The organism is Microbulbifer sp. ABF4_148 (assembly GCF_056158985.1).
The window spans coordinates 1,401,189-1,422,667 of sequence record NZ_JBSWUI010000001.1 but is presented as its reverse complement, the minus strand read 5'-3'; the positions used below and the strand labels follow the sequence as shown (position 1 = coordinate 1,422,667).

The 21,479-nt window shown below is 58.5% G+C and carries 16 protein-coding genes; 12 read left to right on the top strand and 4 right to left on the bottom strand.

Annotated elements, in window-relative coordinates:
- Nucleotides 1-35: 35 nt before the first annotated feature.
- The 3 genes from ACXAD0_RS06190 to ACXAD0_RS06180 form a co-directional block, all read right to left on the bottom strand.
- Nucleotides 36-3,200, bottom strand: coding sequence for an efflux RND transporter permease subunit (locus ACXAD0_RS06190; RefSeq protein ID WP_475087495.1), 3,165 nt, complete (start codon nucleotides 3,198-3,200; stop codon nucleotides 36-38).
- Entirely contained in the window at nucleotides 3,197-4,423 is a 1,227-nt protein-coding gene (locus tag ACXAD0_RS06185) for an efflux RND transporter periplasmic adaptor subunit (protein ID WP_475087494.1), read from the bottom strand. The genes ACXAD0_RS06190 and ACXAD0_RS06185 overlap by 4 nt, the downstream gene beginning before the upstream one ends.
- 291 nt (nucleotides 4,424-4,714) lie before the next feature.
- Entirely contained in the window at nucleotides 4,715-5,425 is a 711-nt protein-coding gene (locus tag ACXAD0_RS06180; RefSeq protein WP_475087492.1) for a cyclic nucleotide-binding domain-containing protein, read from the bottom strand.
- 357 nt (nucleotides 5,426-5,782) lie between these two features.
- Between ACXAD0_RS06180 and ACXAD0_RS06175 the strand changes: the two genes are divergently transcribed.
- The 10 genes from ACXAD0_RS06175 to ACXAD0_RS06130 all read left to right on the top strand — a co-directional run bounded on the left by ACXAD0_RS06175 (nucleotide 5,783) and on the right by ACXAD0_RS06130 (nucleotide 19,692).
- On the top strand, nucleotides 5,783-6,964 hold the full coding sequence (locus ACXAD0_RS06175) for a TonB family protein (RefSeq protein ID WP_475087491.1): 1,182 nt from the start codon (nucleotides 5,783-5,785) through the stop codon (nucleotides 6,962-6,964).
- A gap of 234 nt (nucleotides 6,965-7,198) precedes the next feature.
- Nucleotides 7,199-9,238 (top strand): M13 family metallopeptidase, encoded by a 2,040-nt coding sequence (locus ACXAD0_RS06170; protein WP_475087490.1) that lies wholly within the window; start codon nucleotides 7,199-7,201, stop codon nucleotides 9,236-9,238.
- A gap of 252 nt (nucleotides 9,239-9,490) precedes the next feature.
- Complete coding sequence (locus ACXAD0_RS06165) at nucleotides 9,491-10,246, top strand: OmpW/AlkL family protein (protein WP_475087489.1); 756 nt, start codon at nucleotides 9,491-9,493, stop codon at nucleotides 10,244-10,246.
- Entirely contained in the window at nucleotides 10,246-12,618 is a 2,373-nt protein-coding gene (locus ACXAD0_RS06160) for an autotransporter family protein (RefSeq protein WP_475087488.1), read from the top strand. Before ACXAD0_RS06165 ends, ACXAD0_RS06160 begins: the two co-directional genes overlap by 1 nt.
- Before the next feature lie 139 nt (nucleotides 12,619-12,757).
- Nucleotides 12,758-14,059, top strand: coding sequence for a 23S rRNA (uracil(1939)-C(5))-methyltransferase RlmD (gene rlmD, locus ACXAD0_RS06155; protein WP_475087487.1), 1,302 nt, complete (start codon nucleotides 12,758-12,760; stop codon nucleotides 14,057-14,059).
- 3 nt (nucleotides 14,060-14,062) lie between these two features.
- Nucleotides 14,063-15,004: a DUF1853 family protein gene (locus tag ACXAD0_RS06150; RefSeq protein ID WP_475087486.1), complete on the top strand. Its 942-nt coding sequence runs from the start codon at nucleotides 14,063-14,065 to the stop codon at nucleotides 15,002-15,004.
- 72 nt (nucleotides 15,005-15,076) lie between these two features.
- Entirely contained in the window at nucleotides 15,077-15,685 is a 609-nt protein-coding gene (locus ACXAD0_RS06145) for a GbsR/MarR family transcriptional regulator (protein WP_475087485.1), read from the top strand.
- Nucleotides 15,686-15,793: 108 nt separating this feature from the next.
- Entirely contained in the window at nucleotides 15,794-17,173 is a 1,380-nt protein-coding gene (locus ACXAD0_RS06140) for a cytochrome ubiquinol oxidase subunit I (protein WP_475087484.1), read from the top strand.
- Nucleotides 17,174-17,262: 89 nt separating this feature from the next.
- On the top strand, nucleotides 17,263-18,261 hold the full coding sequence (locus tag ACXAD0_RS06135; RefSeq protein ID WP_475090322.1) for a cytochrome d ubiquinol oxidase subunit II: 999 nt from the start codon (nucleotides 17,263-17,265) through the stop codon (nucleotides 18,259-18,261).
- Nucleotides 18,262-18,978: 717 nt separating this feature from the next.
- Nucleotides 18,979-19,692: a TetR/AcrR family transcriptional regulator gene (locus ACXAD0_RS06130; RefSeq protein ID WP_475087483.1), complete on the top strand. Its 714-nt coding sequence runs from the start codon at nucleotides 18,979-18,981 to the stop codon at nucleotides 19,690-19,692.
- Between the two features lie 44 nt (nucleotides 19,693-19,736).
- Here the strand turns inward: ACXAD0_RS06130 and ACXAD0_RS06125 are convergent, their stop codons facing one another.
- Nucleotides 19,737-20,393 (bottom strand): cupin domain-containing protein, encoded by a 657-nt coding sequence (locus ACXAD0_RS06125; protein ID WP_475087482.1) that lies wholly within the window; start codon nucleotides 20,391-20,393, stop codon nucleotides 19,737-19,739.
- A 211-nt stretch (nucleotides 20,394-20,604) separates the two neighbouring features.
- Here ACXAD0_RS06125 and ACXAD0_RS06120 point away from each other — a divergent pair, with 211 nt between their 5' ends.
- Together ACXAD0_RS06120 and ACXAD0_RS06115 are read left to right on the top strand one after the other, a co-directional pair.
- Nucleotides 20,605-20,865 (top strand): HP1242/YdcH family protein, encoded by a 261-nt coding sequence (locus tag ACXAD0_RS06120; protein WP_475087481.1) that lies wholly within the window; start codon nucleotides 20,605-20,607, stop codon nucleotides 20,863-20,865.
- Nucleotides 20,866-21,012: 147 nt separating this feature from the next.
- Complete coding sequence (locus tag ACXAD0_RS06115) at nucleotides 21,013-21,264, top strand: HP1242/YdcH family protein (RefSeq protein WP_475087480.1); 252 nt, start codon at nucleotides 21,013-21,015, stop codon at nucleotides 21,262-21,264.
- The last annotated feature ends 215 nt before the right edge of the window (nucleotides 21,265-21,479 follow it).

Here is a 21,479-nt window from a genome sequence, read left to right as displayed (position 1 = left end):
GGCGACCTGCCAACTGGCAGGCCGCACTCAGGGGACTAGCCTTCGCCGAGCTGGGTACCGCGAATGTGCGGCACCGGCGAACGGATCAGTTCGCGCAAGCGCGCCGGCAGGGCAAGCATGGTGGGTGTCACCACCAGGGTGAGCAAGGTGGAGAAAGTCAGCCCATACACGATCGCACTGGCCAGCTGCACCCAGAAAGATGCAATCACCCCGCCAACTACGATATTCCGGCCGACCATATCCACACTCACCCCCAGTGCCAGGGGCAACAATCCCAGAATGGTCGTCGCTGTGGTCAGGAAAACCGGGCGCAGGCGCTGGGCCGCGGACTTGACCGCTGCCTGACCGGGGGTAAGCCCGGGCTCATTGCGGCGCACGTGGTTAAAGGTATCGATCAACACGATGTTGTTGTTCACCACGATACCGGCCAGCGCCACAATACCCACTCCGGTCATGATCACGCTGAACGTCGTCTGGGTAATCAACAACCCCAGGAATACGCCGATTGTCGACATCACCACCGAAGACAGAATCAGGGCCGACTGGTAGAAGCTGTTGAACTGGGTCACGAGCAGGATAAACATCAGGAACAGTGCCAGTAACGCGGCCATGCCGAGGAAGGTCAGGGACTCATTCTGCTTCTCATCGGCACCCCGGAAAATCACCGCGACATCTTTGGGCGGCGGGTTGTCGGCCAGCCACTGGCGCATCTGACGCACCTTGTCATCGGCAAGGACACCATCGGCAGCATCTGCCTTCACTTCCATCCGGGTGATGCCATCAATTCGGGAGATCTTGTCGACTTTCGGGCTGGCCACCACCGAGACAAAGCTGCTTACCGGCACCGACCCGTTGGGCGTATTGACCTTGAGCTGATCCAGCATGCCAATACCCCGCGCATCTTGCGGGTAGCGCACGCGAATATCCACTTCCTCGTCACTGTCGTCCGGACGGTACTCCGCCACCCGCACGCCGTTCGTAACCAGCTGCACGGCACGACCGACCTCTGTCAGGTCGGCGCCATACAATGCCGCCTTAGCGCGGTCCACTTTCACTTCCCACTGAATACCCGGCAGAGGCGCGGTGTTTACGATATCCCGCAGTTCACCGATGTCGTTTTCCAGCGCGCGATGCAGACGCCAGGTTTCCTTCAGCAGGCTCTGGTAATTCTGGCTGCGAATATCCAGCACAATGTCTTTGCCCACCGGCGGGCCGCCCTCGAATACATTCGCCGTCACCTTGATACCGGCGAACCCGGCGGTGCGCTCGCGCAGATCGTTAAAAATGGCATTACTGCGCCGGTTACGCTCGCTCGCCGGGTACAGCTCCAGCAGGATATTGGCAATCTGGTCCGGGGCCTGGTCACGATTCCCCGACAGGCCACCGCCGCCGACGACCGTATAGGCAACGCGCACTTCGGGTACCGACAGCACCGCCTGCTCCACCTGGCCCACCAGCGCAACCTGCTCTGCCACCGACAGGTTGCCCTGGGCACGCACTTCGACGTTGCCGTACTGCTCCTCGGTATCGGTAAAGAACTTCACCCCCACACCCCAGGCGCCGTAAGCGAGCATGATCGCGTACAGAATGGCGATGGTGCCAAAGAAGGTAAGAATCGGGCGCTGTACCAGCGGGCGCAAAACCCTCGCGTAGGTACCGGTGATACCTCCGAGTTCGGTCACATCGCCGTGTTCGAGTTGCTTCAGGTAGCGCTGCGCCTTGGGATCGGGGCGGCCCTTGCCAAACAATGCCCCCACAACCGGCGCAAAGAACAGGGCGTACACCAGTGACCCGGCCAATACAGAAAATACCGTCACAGGCAGGTAGCGCATGAAATCACCCACCACACCTGGCCAGAACATGATCGGCAGGAAGGCGGCGAGGGTTGTACCCACGGATGCAACCACGGGCCAGAACATGCGGCGCACCGACAACACATAAGCGGTGCGCGAAGACATGCCCTCCGCCATTTTGCGGTCGGCAAACTCGGTGATCACGATGGAACCATCAATCAACATGCCCAATGCCAGCAACATGCCAAACATCACCATGAAGTTGAAGGAGAAGCCCAGGTTCCAACAAACGATGGCGCCGAACAATAAAGAGAAGGGAATGCCGAGCCCCACCAACAGGCCCGAACGGAAACCCAGCGCGGCGACCACAATGATCATCACCAACAGCATCGCGGTGAGGATGTTGCCCTGCATTTCGCTGACCATATCGCGGGCGAAGGTGGACTGGTCGTAGACGAAGTTGACCTCAATGCCACGGGGCAGCTGTGACAGCTCGCCATTGACCACTGCGCGAACGGAATCCGCCAGGTCCACTGAACTGGCGTCGTTGCGTTTTTCCACACTGATGGCCAGCGCCGGGCGGCCATTCACACTGGTATAGCTGGAGGCATCTTTGAAGGTACGGCGAATATCGGTGACATCGCCGAGAGTCACCACACCCGCGGCAGAAGTTTTCAGCGGGATTGAATAGACATCTTCAGCAGTTTCAATCAGCCCCGGCACCTTGACCGAGAAGCGTCCCAAATCTGTCTGCACATCACCGGCCGGAATAAGCTGGTTGTTGTTCAGCACCGCATTGATCAGCTGGCCACTGGTAACCTGATAGTGTTCCAGGCGCGCGGGGTCGATGATGGCCTCGACCACTTCCTCGCGGTTCCCCTGCAGGTCCGCACTGAGCACCGCACTGAGATCCTCGATTTTGCGCTTCAAGTGCTGGGCGGTTTGCAGCAACACCCGCTCGCCGACACCCTCACCGGCCAGTGTGACCACAATGGCCGGGAATGGCTGCGCCGCCGCTTCCTCTACCGAGGGCTCGTCTGCATCGCGGGGCAATTCGGCCTTTGCCCGGTCGACGGCATTGCGAACATCATCCACCGCATCATCAATGTGCACAGCAGTATCAAATTCCACCACCAGGTACACCATGGATTCGCGCGCGGTGGCAATGGTTTCTTTGACGCCTTCCAGCGCGCGAATTTCCTGCTCCAGCGGGCGCACGAGCAGTCGCACACCATCTTCCGGCGATATCCCTTCGTGGCGAACCGTCACCACAACAAAGGGCGGACTGACTTCCGGATTGGCTTCAATGGTCATACTGGAACGCGCAACAATACCTATCAGCAGTACCAGCAGCATCAGGCTGAGGGTACTGCGCGCGCGATCAATTGCGGAGTCCAGCAGTTTCATTCGTCGTCACTCCCTGACGGCAGCAGCACTGCGTCGCTGTCGGGTTCGGGGAGTGCACTGTCCATAGCACCCGCCAGGTTGGGTTCAGGCGCGACAACACCGTCTGACAACAGGGGCAGGTCGGGTCCGCCATCGACAATCTCTGCACTGACTACTTCACCGGGTGCGACATACTCCTGGCCGACAGTGATCAGCGTTGCACGTGCGGGCAGACCGGTAACCCAGACGCCTTCCGCACCATCGCCGACCAACTCCACGTTGGCGAAATACACGCGCCGCTCTTCATCCAGCAAGCGCACGCCCAGTTCGCCGCGATCATCCAGGGTCAGCAGTGACTGATTAATTCTGTGGGCCAGAACCTCACCGGTGGGCAGCGCCAGGCGACCGCTGAGACCGGCACGCAGGTGTCCGTCCGAATTATCAATGGCTACTTCGACGCGATAAGCGCGGGTCACGGCATCAGCCTGCTGACTGATATAACGCAGCTCGCCCTGCACCAACTCGCCAGACTGCAGCTTGGCAGAGGCAGCGCCACCAGAGACCAGGGCAGCCACTTCGGCTTCCGCCACTTCGCCCACCATCAAAACAGGGTTCAGGTCGAGAATGGTCGCGCACGCCTCACCACGCCGCACCAGGTCACCGACCTCCACGGCATAGCGATTCACCACTCCATCAAAGGGCGCCCGGACCGCCAGATTCTCCATGGCCAGGCTCGCACGCTTGAACTCTGCCCGGGCATTGGCGAGGTTCACCTTACGCTGGGCCATCTCGGTTTTGGATTGCAGGGACTTTTTACGCAGTCGCTCGGCAGCGGCATAATCCAGCTCCGCCTTGCGCAGGGAAGCCTCGGCCTGAGCCAGGCGCTCCGGACGGTCCTCGGCCTTGATGCGGCAGAGTACGTCCCCTTCACTGACACTGGCGCCCTCTCGCGCCGCCAGTTCCACTACCACGCCATCCAGTTCGGCGCGCAATTCGACACTTCGATTGGGCTCGATATGTCCATTCACCAGGGTTCGAGACTGATAGGGCTGGGCGACCATATTGCGGGCCTGCACCCGGAAGTCTGAGACCGCGCCATTACTCAGTGAGGCCCTGCCCGCCTCGCCCGGGGTCGTTTTCTTTTCGCCGAGCACACCACTGAGCAGCCACGCCAATGCCAGGATCGCGACAATCAGGGCTATACGGTAGTTGCGCTGTTGCCAGACAGATGCGAGCAGTTTCATGAATCAAACAACCTGTAAAATTCTAAAGACACGGAATTGATATGCGGGGCCCGGACGGGTCCACTTCCGTGGCGACAAGGTACCAGCCACATTCCCAACCGCGAATGACAAAAGTCCGGGGAAACGTATTGTATGCACAATAGTCAGCTTATTCAGTGACCATTTCTTTCGGATTGCGAAAACCGACAGCACATTTGCAGGGAGATGGCGGTATCAAGGGCTGATACCGCCGAAAAGGAATTTTAGATCACTTCTGGTGTTTAAAAGGTCAGCTATGCGCCGCCTCCGGGGTCAGGACAGCATCGATTCGAGGAAGTCCGACATATCATTCTGATCGTCGGTCAGGCCGCCGCTGCCAAATTCGGCATTCCAGTCCAGCAGGATACGGGCCAGCGCCTGGGCCTGGCCGGCCAGCGCGACCAGTTCGTCACGACAATTCTTGGTACCGGTATAGAGTTTCAGGCGTCGGTGACTATCGGCCAGCTGGTGATCCGGATATTTGGACCGGTAGACCTCCAGCTTCCAGCGCAATGAATGCACCATATTGCGGTAGAACACCAGCTTGGTGTCCAGATGGAGCAAGGTGAAATCATCGAGATCAGCGAACAGCGTGCAGTCGATACCCAGCACCTGGGTCTCAGCGGCCGACGTTGAGGCAAGAATCGTGGCCGAACGTGGCTCCGCCAGCAGCATGGCCAGATCACCGAACAGCTCTCCCGGGCGAATAGTCGCCACCGGACGCTCCCCCACCAATGCCGACGGCTCCTGGGAATCTCCTACATAGACGTTGAGTTCACCGCGCAGCAGGAAGTAAATCCACTGATCCTGGTCACCAGCACCCAACAATTTGTCACCGGGTGGCAGGGTCACCAGACGAGAGCGCTTAAGCAGCACATCGTATTGCCATTCGCTGGCAGCGCGAATATCGCGGAACAGGTGAATCACGTTGAGCAGGCGATCAACTGCGTCGCGGGGAAATTCACTGAGGGGCTTGATGTCCATCTGATACTTCTTCGATGTAGTTATGTTATTTATGACAGTTATGTCAGCACGTTAACCAAAAATCCAAAGATCGCTGGCAAAAGAGTTCGCGCCGCGCGCTCCCTGGCGGCTATTCTACCGACGAAAAAAGACTTGTCTCCCTCAGCACCCGCAATTCCCCTAAAAACGAGACTTTGTACCTACTTCAGGCTTGAACTCCGTAACAGTTACAGTAGAGTTAAGCAAGGCGCGGAATACGACATACTGCCCGGGGGAGGGCGGTTTTCCTATTTCAGCCTGGCGGGCTTCGGGGAGGGAGGCACGCCCTCTGTTCAAATCTCCGGATTCTTCCCATCCGGAAAGGCAGACACAAAAAAAATGAAGCTGAAAACATTCTTTTTTGCCCTGATAGCACTGCTTGCGGGTGCCACAGCCTATGGCCAACCACTGCTGAATGGCCTCGCAATGGAGCAGCAATTCAACAAGGATCGCTATATTGCTGCCGTTTACTCGGATGAAATTTCTGCGGACGCCGGTGCACTGCTCAATGACAGCCTGTCACGCCGCATCGAGATCCGTGTGATCGCCAACAACTTATCGGCGCGGCGCCTGCGCAATCAGTGGATGGAAGCCATTGCCATCAACAACAGCAACAGCGCACTGACCGAAGAAGCCAACAACATGGTGGCCTTCGCCAACCTGTTCAAAGGGCGGCTCTACACGGGCGACAGCCTGACCATCGACTTCGACGGCAACAGCGGTGTTTCCACCGTGTTACTGAATAACAACGAGCTCGGCAAAATCGAAAGCCGCACGTTCTTCAGCATTTTGTTGCGCTCCTGGATTGGTCCGGTACCACCGTCGACCGAATTCCGCGACGGCCTGCTGGCCAGTGGCGATGTCGACCAGACACTGCTGGGACGCTTCGAGGGACTCACCCCGACCCAGGACCGCATCGCCGCTGTTGCCGCCACCGTCGCTACAGCCGCACCGGCGGCCGCGGCCGCAGTACAGGCTGCGCCGAAGCCTGCTCCCGCCAAGCCGAAACTGGCCGCGGCGATTCCACCGCCTTCACTGGCAACCCTGCAGCCGGCGCCTGTCGAGACCACGGCCCCTGCCGCTCAGCCCCAGACCGAGGCCGCGCCAGTGGAGTCCGCACCGGCCCAACCGGCACCAGAGCCCGTTCAGGTCGCCGCAGTGGTCCAGCAGCCGGCCCTGGAAGATGAGCTGGAAGAAGAGGAAGACGAGCCCCTGACCGCGAGCCTGCTGCTGGCGCAACAGGTGTATCACTCCATGCTGCTGCGCCATACCTACAAGTACCTGAGCTATCCGCAGCGCGCCCAGGCGCGTGGCCAGGAAGGCAGCATCCGGCTGTCAGTGGTCATCGACAAGCAGGGCCGGGTAAGCGACGTGACCACCGTGCAGGAATCCCGCTACTCTTCGCTCAACAAGGCCGCCCTGAAGGCGATTCGCGAAGCGTCTCCCTATCCGCGGGCCCCCTCGCAGCTGGCGAAGGACAACTACCGCTTCTCGGTACCGATCACCTTCCGCCTGCCCTGATCGAAGGGCGCGGATCACCAACCGGCAAGGGCTCCGTCATACGGGGCCCTTTTTGTTTGATGCACCACCATACCGGCGGCGCCCGCCACGTCTCCCTCCCTCTACCTGGCCAGGCGCCGGTCCCGACCGGGGTTCGCCGTCTGGAGAGCACCAGCTGTCGCCGCCGCGGTTGTCCTTATCGGGGAAAGCGGCGTAGTATCCAGCGACACCATAAACAGCCCAAAAGGCCAGATAATGAAAAGACTGATCCTGTCTCTCGCCATTGCCGGTGCCCTTGCCGGATGCACTAAAAGCGAAGCGCCCCAGCCTGTCGAAGCGAGCCATCCCGCGCTGGTATCCGGTATCGACCTGACTGCGATGAATACCGACATTCGCCCTCAGGACAACTTTTTTGAGTACGTCAACGGCGGCTGGATGGCCCGTACGGAAATCCCCGCCGACAAGGCCCGCTGGGGCTCTTTCGGCGAACTGGCCGAACTGAGTACCGAGCGCGTCAAAGCCCTGATTGAAGAGGCTGGCAACAATGCCAGCAATGCCGATGCGGCCACCATCGGCGCGCTGTATAACAGCTTTATGGACGAGGCCGGCATCGAGGCCCGCGGCATGCAGGCCGCAGCAGCAGAACTGGCCAAAATCGACGCCATCGACAACCTGACCAGCCTGTCACGCTATTTCGCCTATGCCGATGCCATGGGGATCGATGTCCCGTTTGGCGCCTATATCAATCAGGACCTGAAAGACGTCGAGTCCTACACGGCGTACATCAGCCAGTGGGGACTGGGACTGCCAGACCGCGATTACTACTTTGACGACAGCGAGAAGGGCCAGAAACTGCAGGCGGCCTACAAGGCGTACCTGGTCCAGGTACAGGAACTGGCCGGTATCGCGCAGGCAGAAGCCAGCGCAGACGCCATTTACGCTCTGGAAACGGCCCTGGCGGAACACCAGTGGAACCGTGTTGATAACCGCGATCCGGACAAGACCTACAACAAAAAGACACTGTCCGAGCTGGCCGAGATGCTGCCCGCCATCGATTGGCAGGCCTACCTCGCCGACGCCAAACTGGACAGCCTCGATGCCGTCATCGTGCGCCAGCCGAGCTACCTCGAAGCGGCCAGCAAAGTCATTGCCGAGACCGACCTCGACACCTGGAAAACCTACCTGAAGGTGCGCCTGCTCACGTCCCTGGCACCTTACATGCATAATGAACTCGCCCAGGCGCGCTTCGATTTCTATGGCACCGCCCTGCGTGGTACCGAGGAGATGCAGCCGCGCTGGAAGCGCGGCGTGAGCTTTGTGAGCGGCAGCGCCGGCGAGCTGGTCGGCAAGCGTTATGTCGAAAAACACTTCCCGCCCGAAGCCAAAGCGCGCATGAACGAGCTGGTGAACAACCTCAAAGAGGCCTATCGCGAATCCATCGAGTCCCTCGCGTGGATGAGTGACGAAACCAAGAAGCAGGCGTTGTTCAAGCTCGCCAACTTCACCACCAAGATCGGCTACCCGGACGAGTGGCGCGACTACTCCGCTTTGCAGGTCTCTGCCGATGACCTGGTTGGCAACGTCCTCGCCGTTCGCAAGTTCAACGACGACTTCGATCGCAACAAGCTCGGCAAGCCGATCGATCGCAATGAATGGCATATGTACCCGCAGACGGTGAATGCCTACTACAACCCACCGATGAACGAAATTGTCTTCCCGGCTGCCATCCTGCAACCGCCGTTCTTTAACCTCGAAGCCGATGACGCGGTGAACTATGGAGGTATCGGCGGCGTGATCGGCCACGAGATCGGCCATGGCTTCGACGATAAAGGCAGCAAGTACGACGGTAACGGCTACCTGAATAACTGGTGGACCGACAGCGATCGGGAGAACTTCGAGCAGCTGACCGGCAAGCTGGTTGCACAATACGACGCCTTCGAACCGCTCGAAGGTGAGCACATCAATGGCAAGCTGACCCTGGGTGAAAACATCGGTGACCTGTCCGGCCTGGGTATTGCGCACAAGGCATACCGCATGTCATTGAAGGGTAAGGAAGCACCGGTGATCGATGGCTTTACCGGCGACCAGCGTGTCTTCCTCGGCTGGGCACAGGTGTGGCGCAATAAAATCCGCGACGAAGCACTGAGTGAGCGCCTTAAGACGGATCCGCATTCACCGACCCGCTACCGTGTGCAGGGTGTACTGCCGAATATCGATGCATTCTACGGTGCATTCGACGTCAAGGAAGGCGACGCGATGTACCTGCCTGAAGAGGAACGCGTCGTTATCTGGTAAACACGCCAGAACACACGCGATCCAATGCCCTCCGCCCGGTCTATGGCCCGGGCATGGGCGAGAAAAAAGCCCCGCGTCGCGGGGCTTTTTTAGTCCGGCTTCCCAACCCCCACAGAGTTTCTCTCCCGCACCGCCACGGCGGCAAACAGCTGCTAAGGTTACTCATTACTCCCCATCTGCAGGATGCAGGCGCAGTTCAGGGAACCACTCGGCAAGCAAGCATTGGACACCGAGCCACGCAGGGAGCGCGCGATGAAACCCGGTTTATTGGTTACTTCCACCGTACTGGTATTCCTGTTACTGATTTCTCCCGCCAGCCATGGGCAGGAAGACTGGCGCAATATCGAATGGGGCGACTTTATCGTTCGGATCGGCGGCAGTTACATAAAGCCCGACGACGAGAGCAAACAGGTTAAATTCCCCCTCTTCCAGTCCCTCGACCTGTTCACCACACGCTGGGATATCGATAGCGAAACCACCTGGAATATTTCCGGAGCCTGGCGACCCCAGGACGACTGGGGTATTGAGCTGGTGCATCTCGGCGCGACACAGTTTGATCCCAACCTGACGCGCTTTAATGGCATTCCCGGGCGCGAAAGTATCTCGCTCGGCAACTTTGAAACCACCTCGACAAGCGTGTTTCTCAACTGGTACTTGCTCGGCCCGCTCTGTATGGGGCGCCCCTATCTCGGTATCGGCGTTACTTATACCGATTACCACAATGAAAGCCTGTCAGGAGAATTTTCACGCTACCTGATTGATGAAGAGATCTCTACCGGACCCGGTCGCCTTGGCCTGGGTCATTCGTGGGGCGGCGCCGCACAAGCCGGTATCGATTTCAAACCGATGCGCGATGTCGGTTTTCTCCTCAACGCGTCAGTGATCTATTTCAAATCCGATACCAGCGTCACCGTCAGCCACCCCACGCGCTTCGGTAAAGGGCGTCTGGTGTCTTCCTTTGACCTCGATCCCTGGGTCTTCAGCCTGGGAGTCGGCTATCAGTTCTGATGTCCGTGCTGCCTGATCCACAAGAACGCTTCCAAAGGGGAACGCTGGCTATCACTATCCGCAGCAAACTTTGCGCCGGACTCGGCGTCCCATTGTGCTCACTCGCGCTACTCGGCTATGCACCGCAGACGATCGCTGACTGTGTGCCGTTTAATGTGGGCACGCCGGGAGACGACACCATCAACTGCAGCGAGGACAACGATGCCCCTGGTGAAACGGTCGAGGGCCTTGGGGGCAATGACACCGTTACCCATACCGGGGGCACGGTGGGAAGCATTGATGGCGGCAGTGGCAACGACACCCTCACCGTCGATGGCGGCCTGGTCGAGCGCTGGGTCCTTGGCGGCAGTGGTGCCGATACGCTCATTGTGGACAACCGCGATTCTGAAATTGGCGATTTTCTCGCAGGTGGCGGCATCGACGGCGGTGCCGGCAACGACCGGATCGAATTCTACGATGGGCTTGTCTTCCGTGTGTTGGGTGGTGATGGCAACGACAACATTCTGCTCGATGGCGGCCTGGTATTCGAGTATCTCGATGCCGGTCCCGGCGACGATGACATCTACTGGGACGAGGGGGTGGTATTCGATCTGCGCGCGGGTACCGGTTCGGACGAACTGCTGATTGATTCCTTCGCCTATGAAGGGGAAACCGAACTGGATGGCGGAGATGATCTCAGCGCGGACGATGGTTTTGTCGATACCCTGACTTTCGTGCTGGATCACGAAGTCGACGGTCGGCAGATTCGCAACTGGGAACGCATCATCATCGAAGGCAGTTCGAAAATGATCTTCAGCGGCCCGTTGGCCGTGGGCGGCGGTACCGACAGCAACGGTACCGAGCTGGGGCTCGACCTCTATTTTGGCAGCTGGATAGAGTTCCGCCCGGTAACCTTCAACCTGAGCGGCAATGTCCTGAATGCAGGCACCGTCAACCTGTGGGACAGCCGAATCAGTCGTCTCAACCTGCGTCGCAACGCCAACGGTGAATGGGGTAATTGGGTCGGCCGCGACGGACGCTTGTTTATCGACACGCAGCTGGATGGCAATGACTCTCCGACCGACTTTGTCACTATTGAGGGCGACACTTCCGGTAACTCGACACTGCGTGTCTACAACTTCAATGGCCGCGGCGCCCGCACAACTGGCAGCGGAATTCAGGTAATCGAGGTACAGGGCAACTCGGCCCCTGATGCCTTCGTGCTCGATGGTGACTACACCACCCGCGATGGACGCGAAGCCATCATCTCCGGTGCGTACGGTTATACCCTGCACCACAACGCGGTCGATCAGGCAGACGGCAACTGGTATTTACGCTCAACCCTGCCCGACAGTGGCGACCAGATCCGTTGGCAACCGGGGGCAATCGCCTACGAGAGTTACCCGCAGGTATTACGCTCCGCCAACCAAAGCCCAAGCTTGCGCCAGCGCGTTGGCAACCGATTCTGGATGGGCAGCAGCTTTCGCGACGTCGGCGTTTGCGACTATACACAGTCCGTCGAGCGCATGATTGATGATGGCGGTCCCTGGATGCGGATCGACGGCGGGCATCGAGAGATATCCCCGAGCACCAGTACCACCTCGGCAGAGTGGGACCAGGACTACTGGCAGGTACAATTCGGTTTCGACGAACCGCTGTGGTTTGGCGTCGCTGGTAATGCGCCGATCGGGGGTGTCGCCCTGCATTACGGACGCTCGTATACCGACACCAGCAGCTTTTTCGGCGACGGCAGTATCGACCTGGAATACTTCGGGGTCAGTGGCACCATGACCTGGTACGGGCTGGACGGCTATTACCTGGATGGACAGGTTGGCCTCAACTGGTTCAAGGCGGATATCGATGCCGACGACCTGCGCGATCTGGCGCGGGACAACGACGCTTTTGGTTATCGCCTCTCGATAGAAGGGGGCCGCAGCTTCAAACTGTGTGACTACTACTCGATCACGCCGCAAGCACAGCTCAGTTTCAGCGCGGAAGACGCCGATGAGTTCACTGACGTGTACAACACCCGGCTGTCCGACGTCGACAATAATGGGGCCCAGCTGCGTCTGGGCGTCTCTTTCGACCAGAGAATCTCCCGACGTAAAACCAGCCTGAACATGTTCGGTGACTCACCACTGGAGCGCATCGCTTATTACGCCGTACCCAGCCTGGTCTTTAACCTCAGCGACGAAAGCGATGTCGATGTCTCGGGCACCCGTCTCCTGCAGGAACCGGATGACTGGTACGCTACTCTGGATTTGGGCGCGACCTATGACGAGTGCGGGGATCAATGCTCCGTCTATGGGGAGCTGAACCTGGCCACCGGACTGGACAATTTTGGCGATAGCTATGAGGTCGGTGTGAAGTTTGGCGTGCGGATCAAGTGGTAGAACTGGCCGGGATTTGCAGTGACAGCGGCGCGCCCAAAATCTATGATGTGCGACGCAATTTCCAGACCCATCCAGTATGAGCTTCCGCAAGAAAAATCCCCCGACGAGAAGAGGCGGCGTAAAGCGTAAACCGCCACGTGTGCCGAATACGCGCCCGATTGTCACCATTGACCGACTCAGCCATGAAGTGCGCGGTATCGCGCAACTCGAAGGCAAAACCGTGTTCGTCGACAACGCGCTGCCGGGCGAAACGGTGCGCATGCGCTACACCTCCACCCGCTCCAAGTTCGACGAAGGTGTGGCCGAAGAAATTCTCGAAGCGTCATCCGACCGCTGCCAACCGCGCTGCCAGCATGCAGAAACGTGCGGTGGTTGCGCCCTGCAGTACATGCGCCCTGCAGCACAGGTCGCCGCCAAACAGGCAATCTTGCTCGATCAATTACACCGTTTTGGCAACGTCAGTGACCAGGCGCCCCCCGAAATCCTGCCGCCACTCGATTCGTCCCCGTTTGGTTACCGGCGCAAGGCGCGCCTGGGCGTACGGGCCTCGCGCAGTCGCGGCGTTGTCATTGGCTTTCGCGAAAAGCGCTCCAACAACCTGATCGATGTGCAGGAATGCCCGATCCTTGAATCCCGTCTCGAAGCCCTGCTGCCCGCCTTGCGGGCATTACTCACGGCCAGTGAAGGACGGGCCCAGATCACGCATGTGGAACTGGCCGCGGGAGATGATGACCAGGCACTGGTGGTACGCCACCTGCAACCGCTGAGCGAGCCTGACCGGCAACGCTGGCTGACCTTCGCACAGGAGCATCACTTGCAGCTCTTCCTGCAGGGCAGCGCAGAAGCGGCGAGCGCGGCCTCTGCCGACGACCGCTTGCATTACACCTTGCCGGCATTCAACCTCAATTTGGCATTCCATCCACAGGACTTCACCCAGGTAAACGGCGCGGTCAACGTGCGAATGATCGAATGCGCACTGGAACTGCTGGACCTGCAACCCGAGGACCGCGTGCTCGACCTGTTCTGTGGTCTCGGCAACTTCACCTTGCCCATCGCACGGCAAGCCCGAGAGGTGGTCGGGGTAGAAGGCGATGCGTCACTACTGCACCGTGCGCGTGAAAATGCGCAACGCAACCAGATAGATAACGCGCAGTTTTTCGCGGCCGACCTCACCCAGGACATTACGGGAAAACCCTGGGCCAAGGCGGGCTTCGACAAGATCCTGATCGATCCGCCGCGCACCGGTGCCATCGAAGTCGTACGCGTACTGGCGCGCTTTGCAGCCAAGAAAGTTGTGTACATCTCCTGCAATCCCGCCACCCTGGCGCGCGACACGGCGGAGTTACAGCAGCTGGGCTATCGGCTGGTGAAAACCGGCGTAATGGATATGTTTCCGCAGACCACCCACGTGGAATCCATTGCGTTATTCGAGCGCCGCTAGCCCATGATCACCGCACCGGCACCCTCGCACTGGGACAACCTGTTGTGGGCAGTCAGCGCACCATCACTCGTCACCGCCGATGCGGGTCTGCCGCTGCTATCGCCGGGACGCCGTCAGGCGCTGGCGGATTTTTTCCACAAGCCCGGCTGCCAGCAGGCGCTCGCGCCGCAACTGGAGGCGCGCTTTGCCGCGCGCGCACCGAGTCGCCTGGGCCTGTATTTCGAAGACTTGTGGGCGTTCGCGCTGGAACACCATCCTGACTACACCCTCATCGCGCGCAACCTGCCACTGCGGGAAGCCGGTCGTACTCTGGGCGAGCTGGATCTGCTACTGCACTACCTGCCGGATAACACGCTCGAACACTGGGAGCTGGCCGTGAAGTTTTATCTACAGGTCTGCGGGGCGTGCTGGGTGGGTCCGGGCCTGCGCGATCGCCTCGACAGCAAGCTGGCACGGTTGCAGCAGCATCAGTTCCCTGTTGCCGAAAGCGCTCAGGCACGGGCCGCCATTGCCAACGCAACCCCGGCACTTTGCACGGCGCCGCTTCGACAGTACCTGATTCTTCCCGGGAGGCTCTTCTGTGCATCTGCAGCATCCCATCACGACACCCGGAATGGGGACGTCGTCGGCGCGATCTCTCCGAATCATCTCAACCCGGTGAGTCGCCAGTTCTGGTGGGATACCGTGCAGGGATTTCAGCATCGCTTTGGGCAATCCTCCCTGCGCTGGACCTGTCTGCCCCGCCTTGGCTGGCTGGCGGAATACACCGCCGGTGCCGGCAGCGAGGCGACGGGTTCCGCAGAGGCGTTATGCAACGCCCTGCCAGATCCTTTTCTGCGCCCGGTGTGCATCGCCGCTTTTACACCTGACGGCGAAGCGTGTCGCGGGTTTCTGGTACCGGATGACTGGCCCCAGGCAGCTCGGGCCAAGGTATTCACCAACTGATTGCACGTCTTCTCTTGACTTGGATCAGGTTTTGAATAGAATTTTCAGAAATTTCTGAAAATTCAATAGGCCATGAAGTTAACCAGTCAAGCGCAGGCCTTCGTCCTGCACTTCGGCGAGATGGGCAGTCGCTGGGGATTTAACCGCACGGTGGGGCAAATGCTCGCCCTGCTCACGATCCACGAGGCACCCCTCAATGCCGATCAGCTGGCCGAAGCGCTCAAGGTCAGCCGTGGCAACGTCAGCATGGGCCTGAAGGAACTGCAGTCCTGGCGACTCATCGAGCTCCGCCATAAACCGGGCGACCGCAAGGATTATTTCACCAGTGCCGGCAGTATCTGGGATATGGCACGCACCGTCTTCGAGGAGCGCCGTCGGCGTGAACTCGATCCAACCCTCACGCTGCTGCGCCAGCTGCTCCTGAACAGTTCCGATGACAGCGAGAACCCCGAAGCCAACGCCGAGCTGGCGCGTATCCGCGAGGTCTACAGCCTGCTGGAACAACTGGAGCAGTTTGCCGATACCCTGGGAAGACTGAGCGAAAACGACCTGGCCCAATTGATGAAACTGGGGTCCGGGCTGAGCAAAGTCCTGTCGCTGCGCGATCGCCTCACTGGCAAGGACAACGATTCCCCATCTGATGGCCACAGCACAGGAGGCTCTTCCGGCGCCGGGCGCTGAGTCGCACCCGCCGCCCCATTGTGTTTTTCCCCCAGGGCGTGCCGCAGCTTCTATTCTTGGGACTCTTTCTCTCTGAATCCGGGCGCCCAAAACAACTCTGAGGTTGCCATGTTAGAAACTCTGATGCTGTCGCGTATCCAGTTCGCCGCCAATATCAGCTTTCATATCCTGTTTCCCACGATCACCATCGCCCTGTGCTGGTTCCTGTTTTTTTTCAAGGTGCGCTACGACATTACCGGTCATGAAGTCTGGATGCGCGCCTACCGCTTCTGGGTCAAGATCTTTGCCCTCACTTTTGCACTGGGTGTCGTCAGCGGGATCACCATGTCCTTCCAGTTCGGCACCAACTGGCCCGGGTTTATGGAGACCGTCGGCAATATTGCCGGGCCACTTCTGGGCTACGAGGTGCTCACTGCCTTCTTCCTGGAAGCCACCTTCCTCGGGATCATGCTGTTCGGCATCCATCGTGTACCCTCGAAGGTCCATACGTTTTCCGCACTGATGGTTGCCGTTGGCACCACGCTGTCGGCATTCTGGATCCTCGCGCTGAACTCCTGGATGCAAACGCCCACGGGCTATGAAATGCGTGACGGGGTGGCCTTCCCGCTCAGCTGGATGGAGATCATTTTTAACCCCTCTTTCCCCTATCGATTCACCCACATGCTGTTGGCATCCGGCCTGACGGCCGCATTCTTTGTCTGTGGGATATCCGCCTATCGCATCCTCAAAGGAGACAAGAAACTCGCCCCTCGCCTGGCCATGCGCATTGCCCTGGTTGTGGCCGCCATCCTGACACCGATCCAGGCCTTTGTGGGCGACCAGCATGGCCTGAACACACTGGAATATCAGCCGCAAAAAATTGCCGCCATTGAAGCGATCTGGGATACCGAACGCGGCGCCCCTCTCCTGCTGTTCGCTATCCCGGATGAAAAGGAACAAAAAAACCATCTGGAAATTGCCATTCCCAAGATGGCGAGCCTGGTACTGACCCATGAACTGGACGGTGAATTAAAAGGGCTGAAAGACTTCGAGGGCAACCATCCACCGGTGAAGCCTCTGTTCTTCGGGTTCCGGGTCATGGTGGGTATCTGGCTACTGATGTTCACGGCCGCCTGGCTCGGGGTTTACTACACCCGCAAGCGACGCGAAGCGCCGGGATGGTTCTTAAAATCCCTGGTCGCCATGACCTTTTCTGGTTGGGTGGCGACACTGGCAGGCTGGTATGTCACGGAAATTGGCCGCCAGCCCTGGCTGGTCAATGGTGTATTGCGCACCGCCGATGCCGTAACCCCCCTGGCCTCCCCCAATGTCGGACTGACGCTCACACTGTATCTGTCGGTTTACGCGTTGCTCATGTGGGCATACATCCACACGCTGCGCGTGATGGCGAAGAAAGCGGTTCATATCGAAGAGTTTGAAACCCGCTCACCGGTCGTCGAGGGTAGCCTGACCAACCTGCCAGGCAAAGCCGAGGAGGGCGCCGCATGATCAGTTTAAATCTGCTGAGCACCGCACCGCTCGCGGCAATTGATGCCGCTGCCCTGTGGGCCGGAATCACCAGTGGCACCGAGGCGCCGATGCACGACTGGCTGCCCGTAGTGTTTATTGGCCTGATGGGGCTCGCCATCATCATCTATGCGGTACTCGACGGTTATGACCTGGGTGTCGGCATCCTGCTGCCAATGCACAAGGAAGACGAAGAGCAGCGAGACACGATGATCGCATCCATTGGGCCATTCTGGGATGCCAACGAGACCTGGCTGGTACTCGGTATTGGCATACTGCTGATTGCTTTCCCGGATGCCCATGGACTCATCCTGATGCATCTGTATCTGCCCGTCGCACTGATGCTGGTCGGCCTGATTCTGCGCGGAGTGGCATTCGACTTCCGCGCGAAGGCGGGTGTAGACCACAAGCTCACCTGGGACCGTGTATTTAAAGCCGGATCACTGATGACCGCACTGAGCCAGGGTTACATGCTGGGGAAATATGTCATCGGCTTTGACGCGGGCTGGCAGGGGGTCGGTTTTGCACTACTCAGTGCACTCTGCGTAACGGCCGCGTACAGCTATATCGGCGGTAGTTGGCTGGTGATGAAAACAGAAGGCCGCCTGCAACAGCGCGCCGTGTTCTGGACCAAACATGCGGGTCGACTGGCACTCCTTGGCGTGGTTGCCGTGTCACTGGTCAACCCCCTTGTGAATCCTGGCGTCTTCCAGCGCTGGTTCAATTTTCCTCTGGTGATGTTTGTTCTGCTGATCCCCGCGATGTGCTTTACCGCCTTCCTGTTCAATGATCGGCTGCTATCCCGCATGCCGTTCAGCGACGATCGCTATTGCCGGATGCCATTCCTGCTTTGCGTTTGCGTATTCATCACCTGCTTCATCGGCCTGGCGTTCAGCTTTTTCCCGGACATTGTCCCCGGCGAAATGACGATCTGGGAAGCCGCCAGTGCAAGAGAGTCACTTCGCTTTATTCTTGTCGGTGCCGTCCTGGTGATCCCGGCCATTCTCGGCTATACGATTTTTTCTTATCGCGTTTTTCAGGGAAAGGCAACGGAACTCCGCTACCACTAATCTCACTGAAACATCAGTACAAACTCTGCGAAAGCCCCGGACTTTTTCAAAACCGAAGATAGCTTCGGGGTTTTCCGAATATAAATTCAGTATTTTTCTTTCCGCTTATTCCCGCACGAAAATTTGTGACTTCGCTTTCAAAAGCGTGAACCAGTTGACGAATTTTCCGAGGAAAAAATCTCATTAAACTTTCCTTGCCGCACGAACCTTTATAACATCATCTCGACCACCCAAAAAAAACGGTCGGAGCCGCATAAAAAAATAATCAAGGCTCTTTGCGCTTACTCAAAAAGTAAGCGCTAGTGGTCCATGCGGAAATTTTTTAACAAAGGCGCACAGCCAAGGTCTTCAGATCAAGGCGAGGAAGCGCAGGAATCGTGGTTCTATTTCAAGCTTTCTCAATGCAGAGCTGGACAGATTGGCGAAGCGCTCTGTTACATCATTTCCGCATGGACCACTAGTACAAACAACGAACCGGAACACTTGATACCGGGTTTGGAGGCTTTGCAGATCATCACCTTTCGGCCTCAATGATTGCATATGCATGCATGGCGTGAACTTCGCAACGCGATGGGTTCAGGCCATTCGTCGGAAACTCAAGCGCATTAACAACGATGACAACGCGCGCTTGAGTTTGTAGAAATCAAGGAAGAAATCCTGAACACCCAGTCAGGCTCGTTGACTGGCAGTACAGGACACTTTACAAGGAGCGGAAACGTGAAAGCATCTTTCCAGGCCGACCCCAACGGCCGCCCCAGCCCCCTTCCCCGCAAGCCACAACGGAAAAACGGCTACGAAAAGTACGAGCGACTGCTGGATGCACTCGAGCATTTACTGAATTTTCGCGAGGCCAGTGAAATCACCCTGGCCGACATGAGTAATGCTGCCGGCGTTCCGACGGCTTCGGTGTATCATTTTTTTCCCTGCAAAGACGCGGCGCTGATCGCCTTGACAGAGCGGCTGCTTCAGGTGCGTCTCGATGTTTCTGCATTACTGCCAGAAGAAACGGAATGGTATTGCTGGGAATCACTGCTGGAACATCTCTGCGATCGCTTTCTCGCATACTTCAAGAAAAAACCCGCACTGGAAAAAGTGCGCTTTGGCCCCAAAACCAGCTGGGCCGTGCGCAACCTCATTGTTGAAAACAATGAGTTACTCGCTGAAATCACCTATCGCGCTTTCAGCCAGTCGTTTGCGTTGCCCGAGTCCCGCGACTGGCTGGGCCGCTTCACCCTCGCGATTACCATCAGCGAGTCATTCTGGTCCCTGGCCTATACGCGCAACGCGCGCATCGACGAAACCTATGCAAGCGAGGCCAAGATGGCTGCGATTGCGTATTTGAGAACGTATATTGGCGCGCAACTGGAGCCTCTCGGGCAACCGCTACTCACTCCGCCCCCAACGGAAGCACGCACACAGGCTGCCAAATAAGTCCGGTCCGGCAACGATACAGAGCGTGACAATGGGCTGCTGTTCTAGAGGTGCCCGGTCTTGACGTAGATCAGCGCTCCATCGGGCCCGGTATAGGGCGTATGGTCGCTGAAATGCGGACTGCGGATCCAGCTCCCTTGCGGATAGCTGCCGTGTTCATCGTGGAAAGTCCCTTCGAGCACCAGGATCTCTTCGCCGCCCGGATGGGTGTGACGCTGAAAGTGGGTGTTGGGTGCCCAGCGGACCAACGCCACCCGTTCACTTTCGAGCTCATGCAAGGGGAGAACCTGTAGCCCGGGCACCAGGCCGGGGAACCACTGGGCGCCGACGGTATCGATCACCGCCCGATCAGTTTCGCGCTCACTATGCTGATGCAACTTGACGAATATCGTGCACCCCTCGCCGCCGACACTGGGGCGATGACTGGAACCGATCGGGTTGCGGATATAGGTACCGACCGGGTAGCGACCGTGCTCGTCGGCAAATTCACCCTCGAGCACGAGTATCTCCTCACCCCCGCCGTGGACATGGGCCGGGAAGTCCGAGTCTGGCGCGTAGCGAACAATCGAGGTCGCCCGGGCGACCTCTTCGCCGATGCGGTCCAGCATCATGCGCTCGATCCCCGCCGTGGGCGAGCTCACCCAATCGTACTCTTCTGGCAGTACAACCACCCTCTGACCAAAGTCCGCATTAATTCTCACGCTACTGTTGCTCCTGGCTGACTCGCGCTCCACTGGCGCTTCTGATGACCTCGGCGAGGCATCCGAAGGTCCGCATCCTAACACTGTGTCAACCATCACAAAAATTGGCGCGACAACGGTCAACGACGTTTCCAGCGGCCTCTATAGGTACAGATGTACAGGATGTTTTCCACTATTGGCGCCTAAAATCACCTGGAAAAGGAGGACCCTGATGGCGATGATCGACGCCCACACCCTGCACGCCGACTTCCCTCACTTCCGCGATCGCATCCGCCAACTGCTCAGCAGTGACCCGGAGTTCTGCATTGCCTGCGACGAATACCATCAACTCGACAAGAAGATCCGCGGGCTGGAAGCGAGTGGCATCGCGACAGACGACGGTCACTTCACCTGGCTAAAACACCGGCGGGTCCAGATGAAGGATGCGCTGTACCGGCGCCTTTGCCAGGAAGAAGCCGGGACCGAAGCCTGACAAATGACTGACTCGCCGCGCGACAGGTGCCATGGACGCCAATTGCGCACCCATCTTCCTGCTCGCCGGCATGATAACCATCTAAACTATAGGAGTAGGCGCCAGCAGGTGCCTACCCCTATTCCTTTTTCCCCGGAGGAACCGCCGATGCAGATTGCGTCACACGCCCTGGAAGTCGACTTTCCCGAGTACCTGGAAGTCATTAACCGACTGAATCAAGAAGACCTGCAATTCAAGAGTGAGAATGAGGCCTACTGCAAACTGGACAAACAGATTCGCAGTCTTGAGGAACGGGGCGTAGCTACGGACGACAACCATTTCAACGCACTCAAGATTCAGCGGGTGCATATGAAAGACCAGCTCTATCGCCGAATTACCGACAGCGTGACGCATCACTAAACGCTGACCGGCAACCGAGCATTCCGACCCATTGGCGGTCTCACCCCATCAGGGACCGCCAGCGGGCAGGCATTTTTCGAAGCCTGTACTCAGGTAATTCCGTTACCTTGGCAACCCGGCTGCCGGGTGTAATATCACCCGCCGCAGACTTGCGACTGCGCATGATCAATACCCGCTCGGTAGAACGCGCGACGCCATAGCACTACATAACCGGA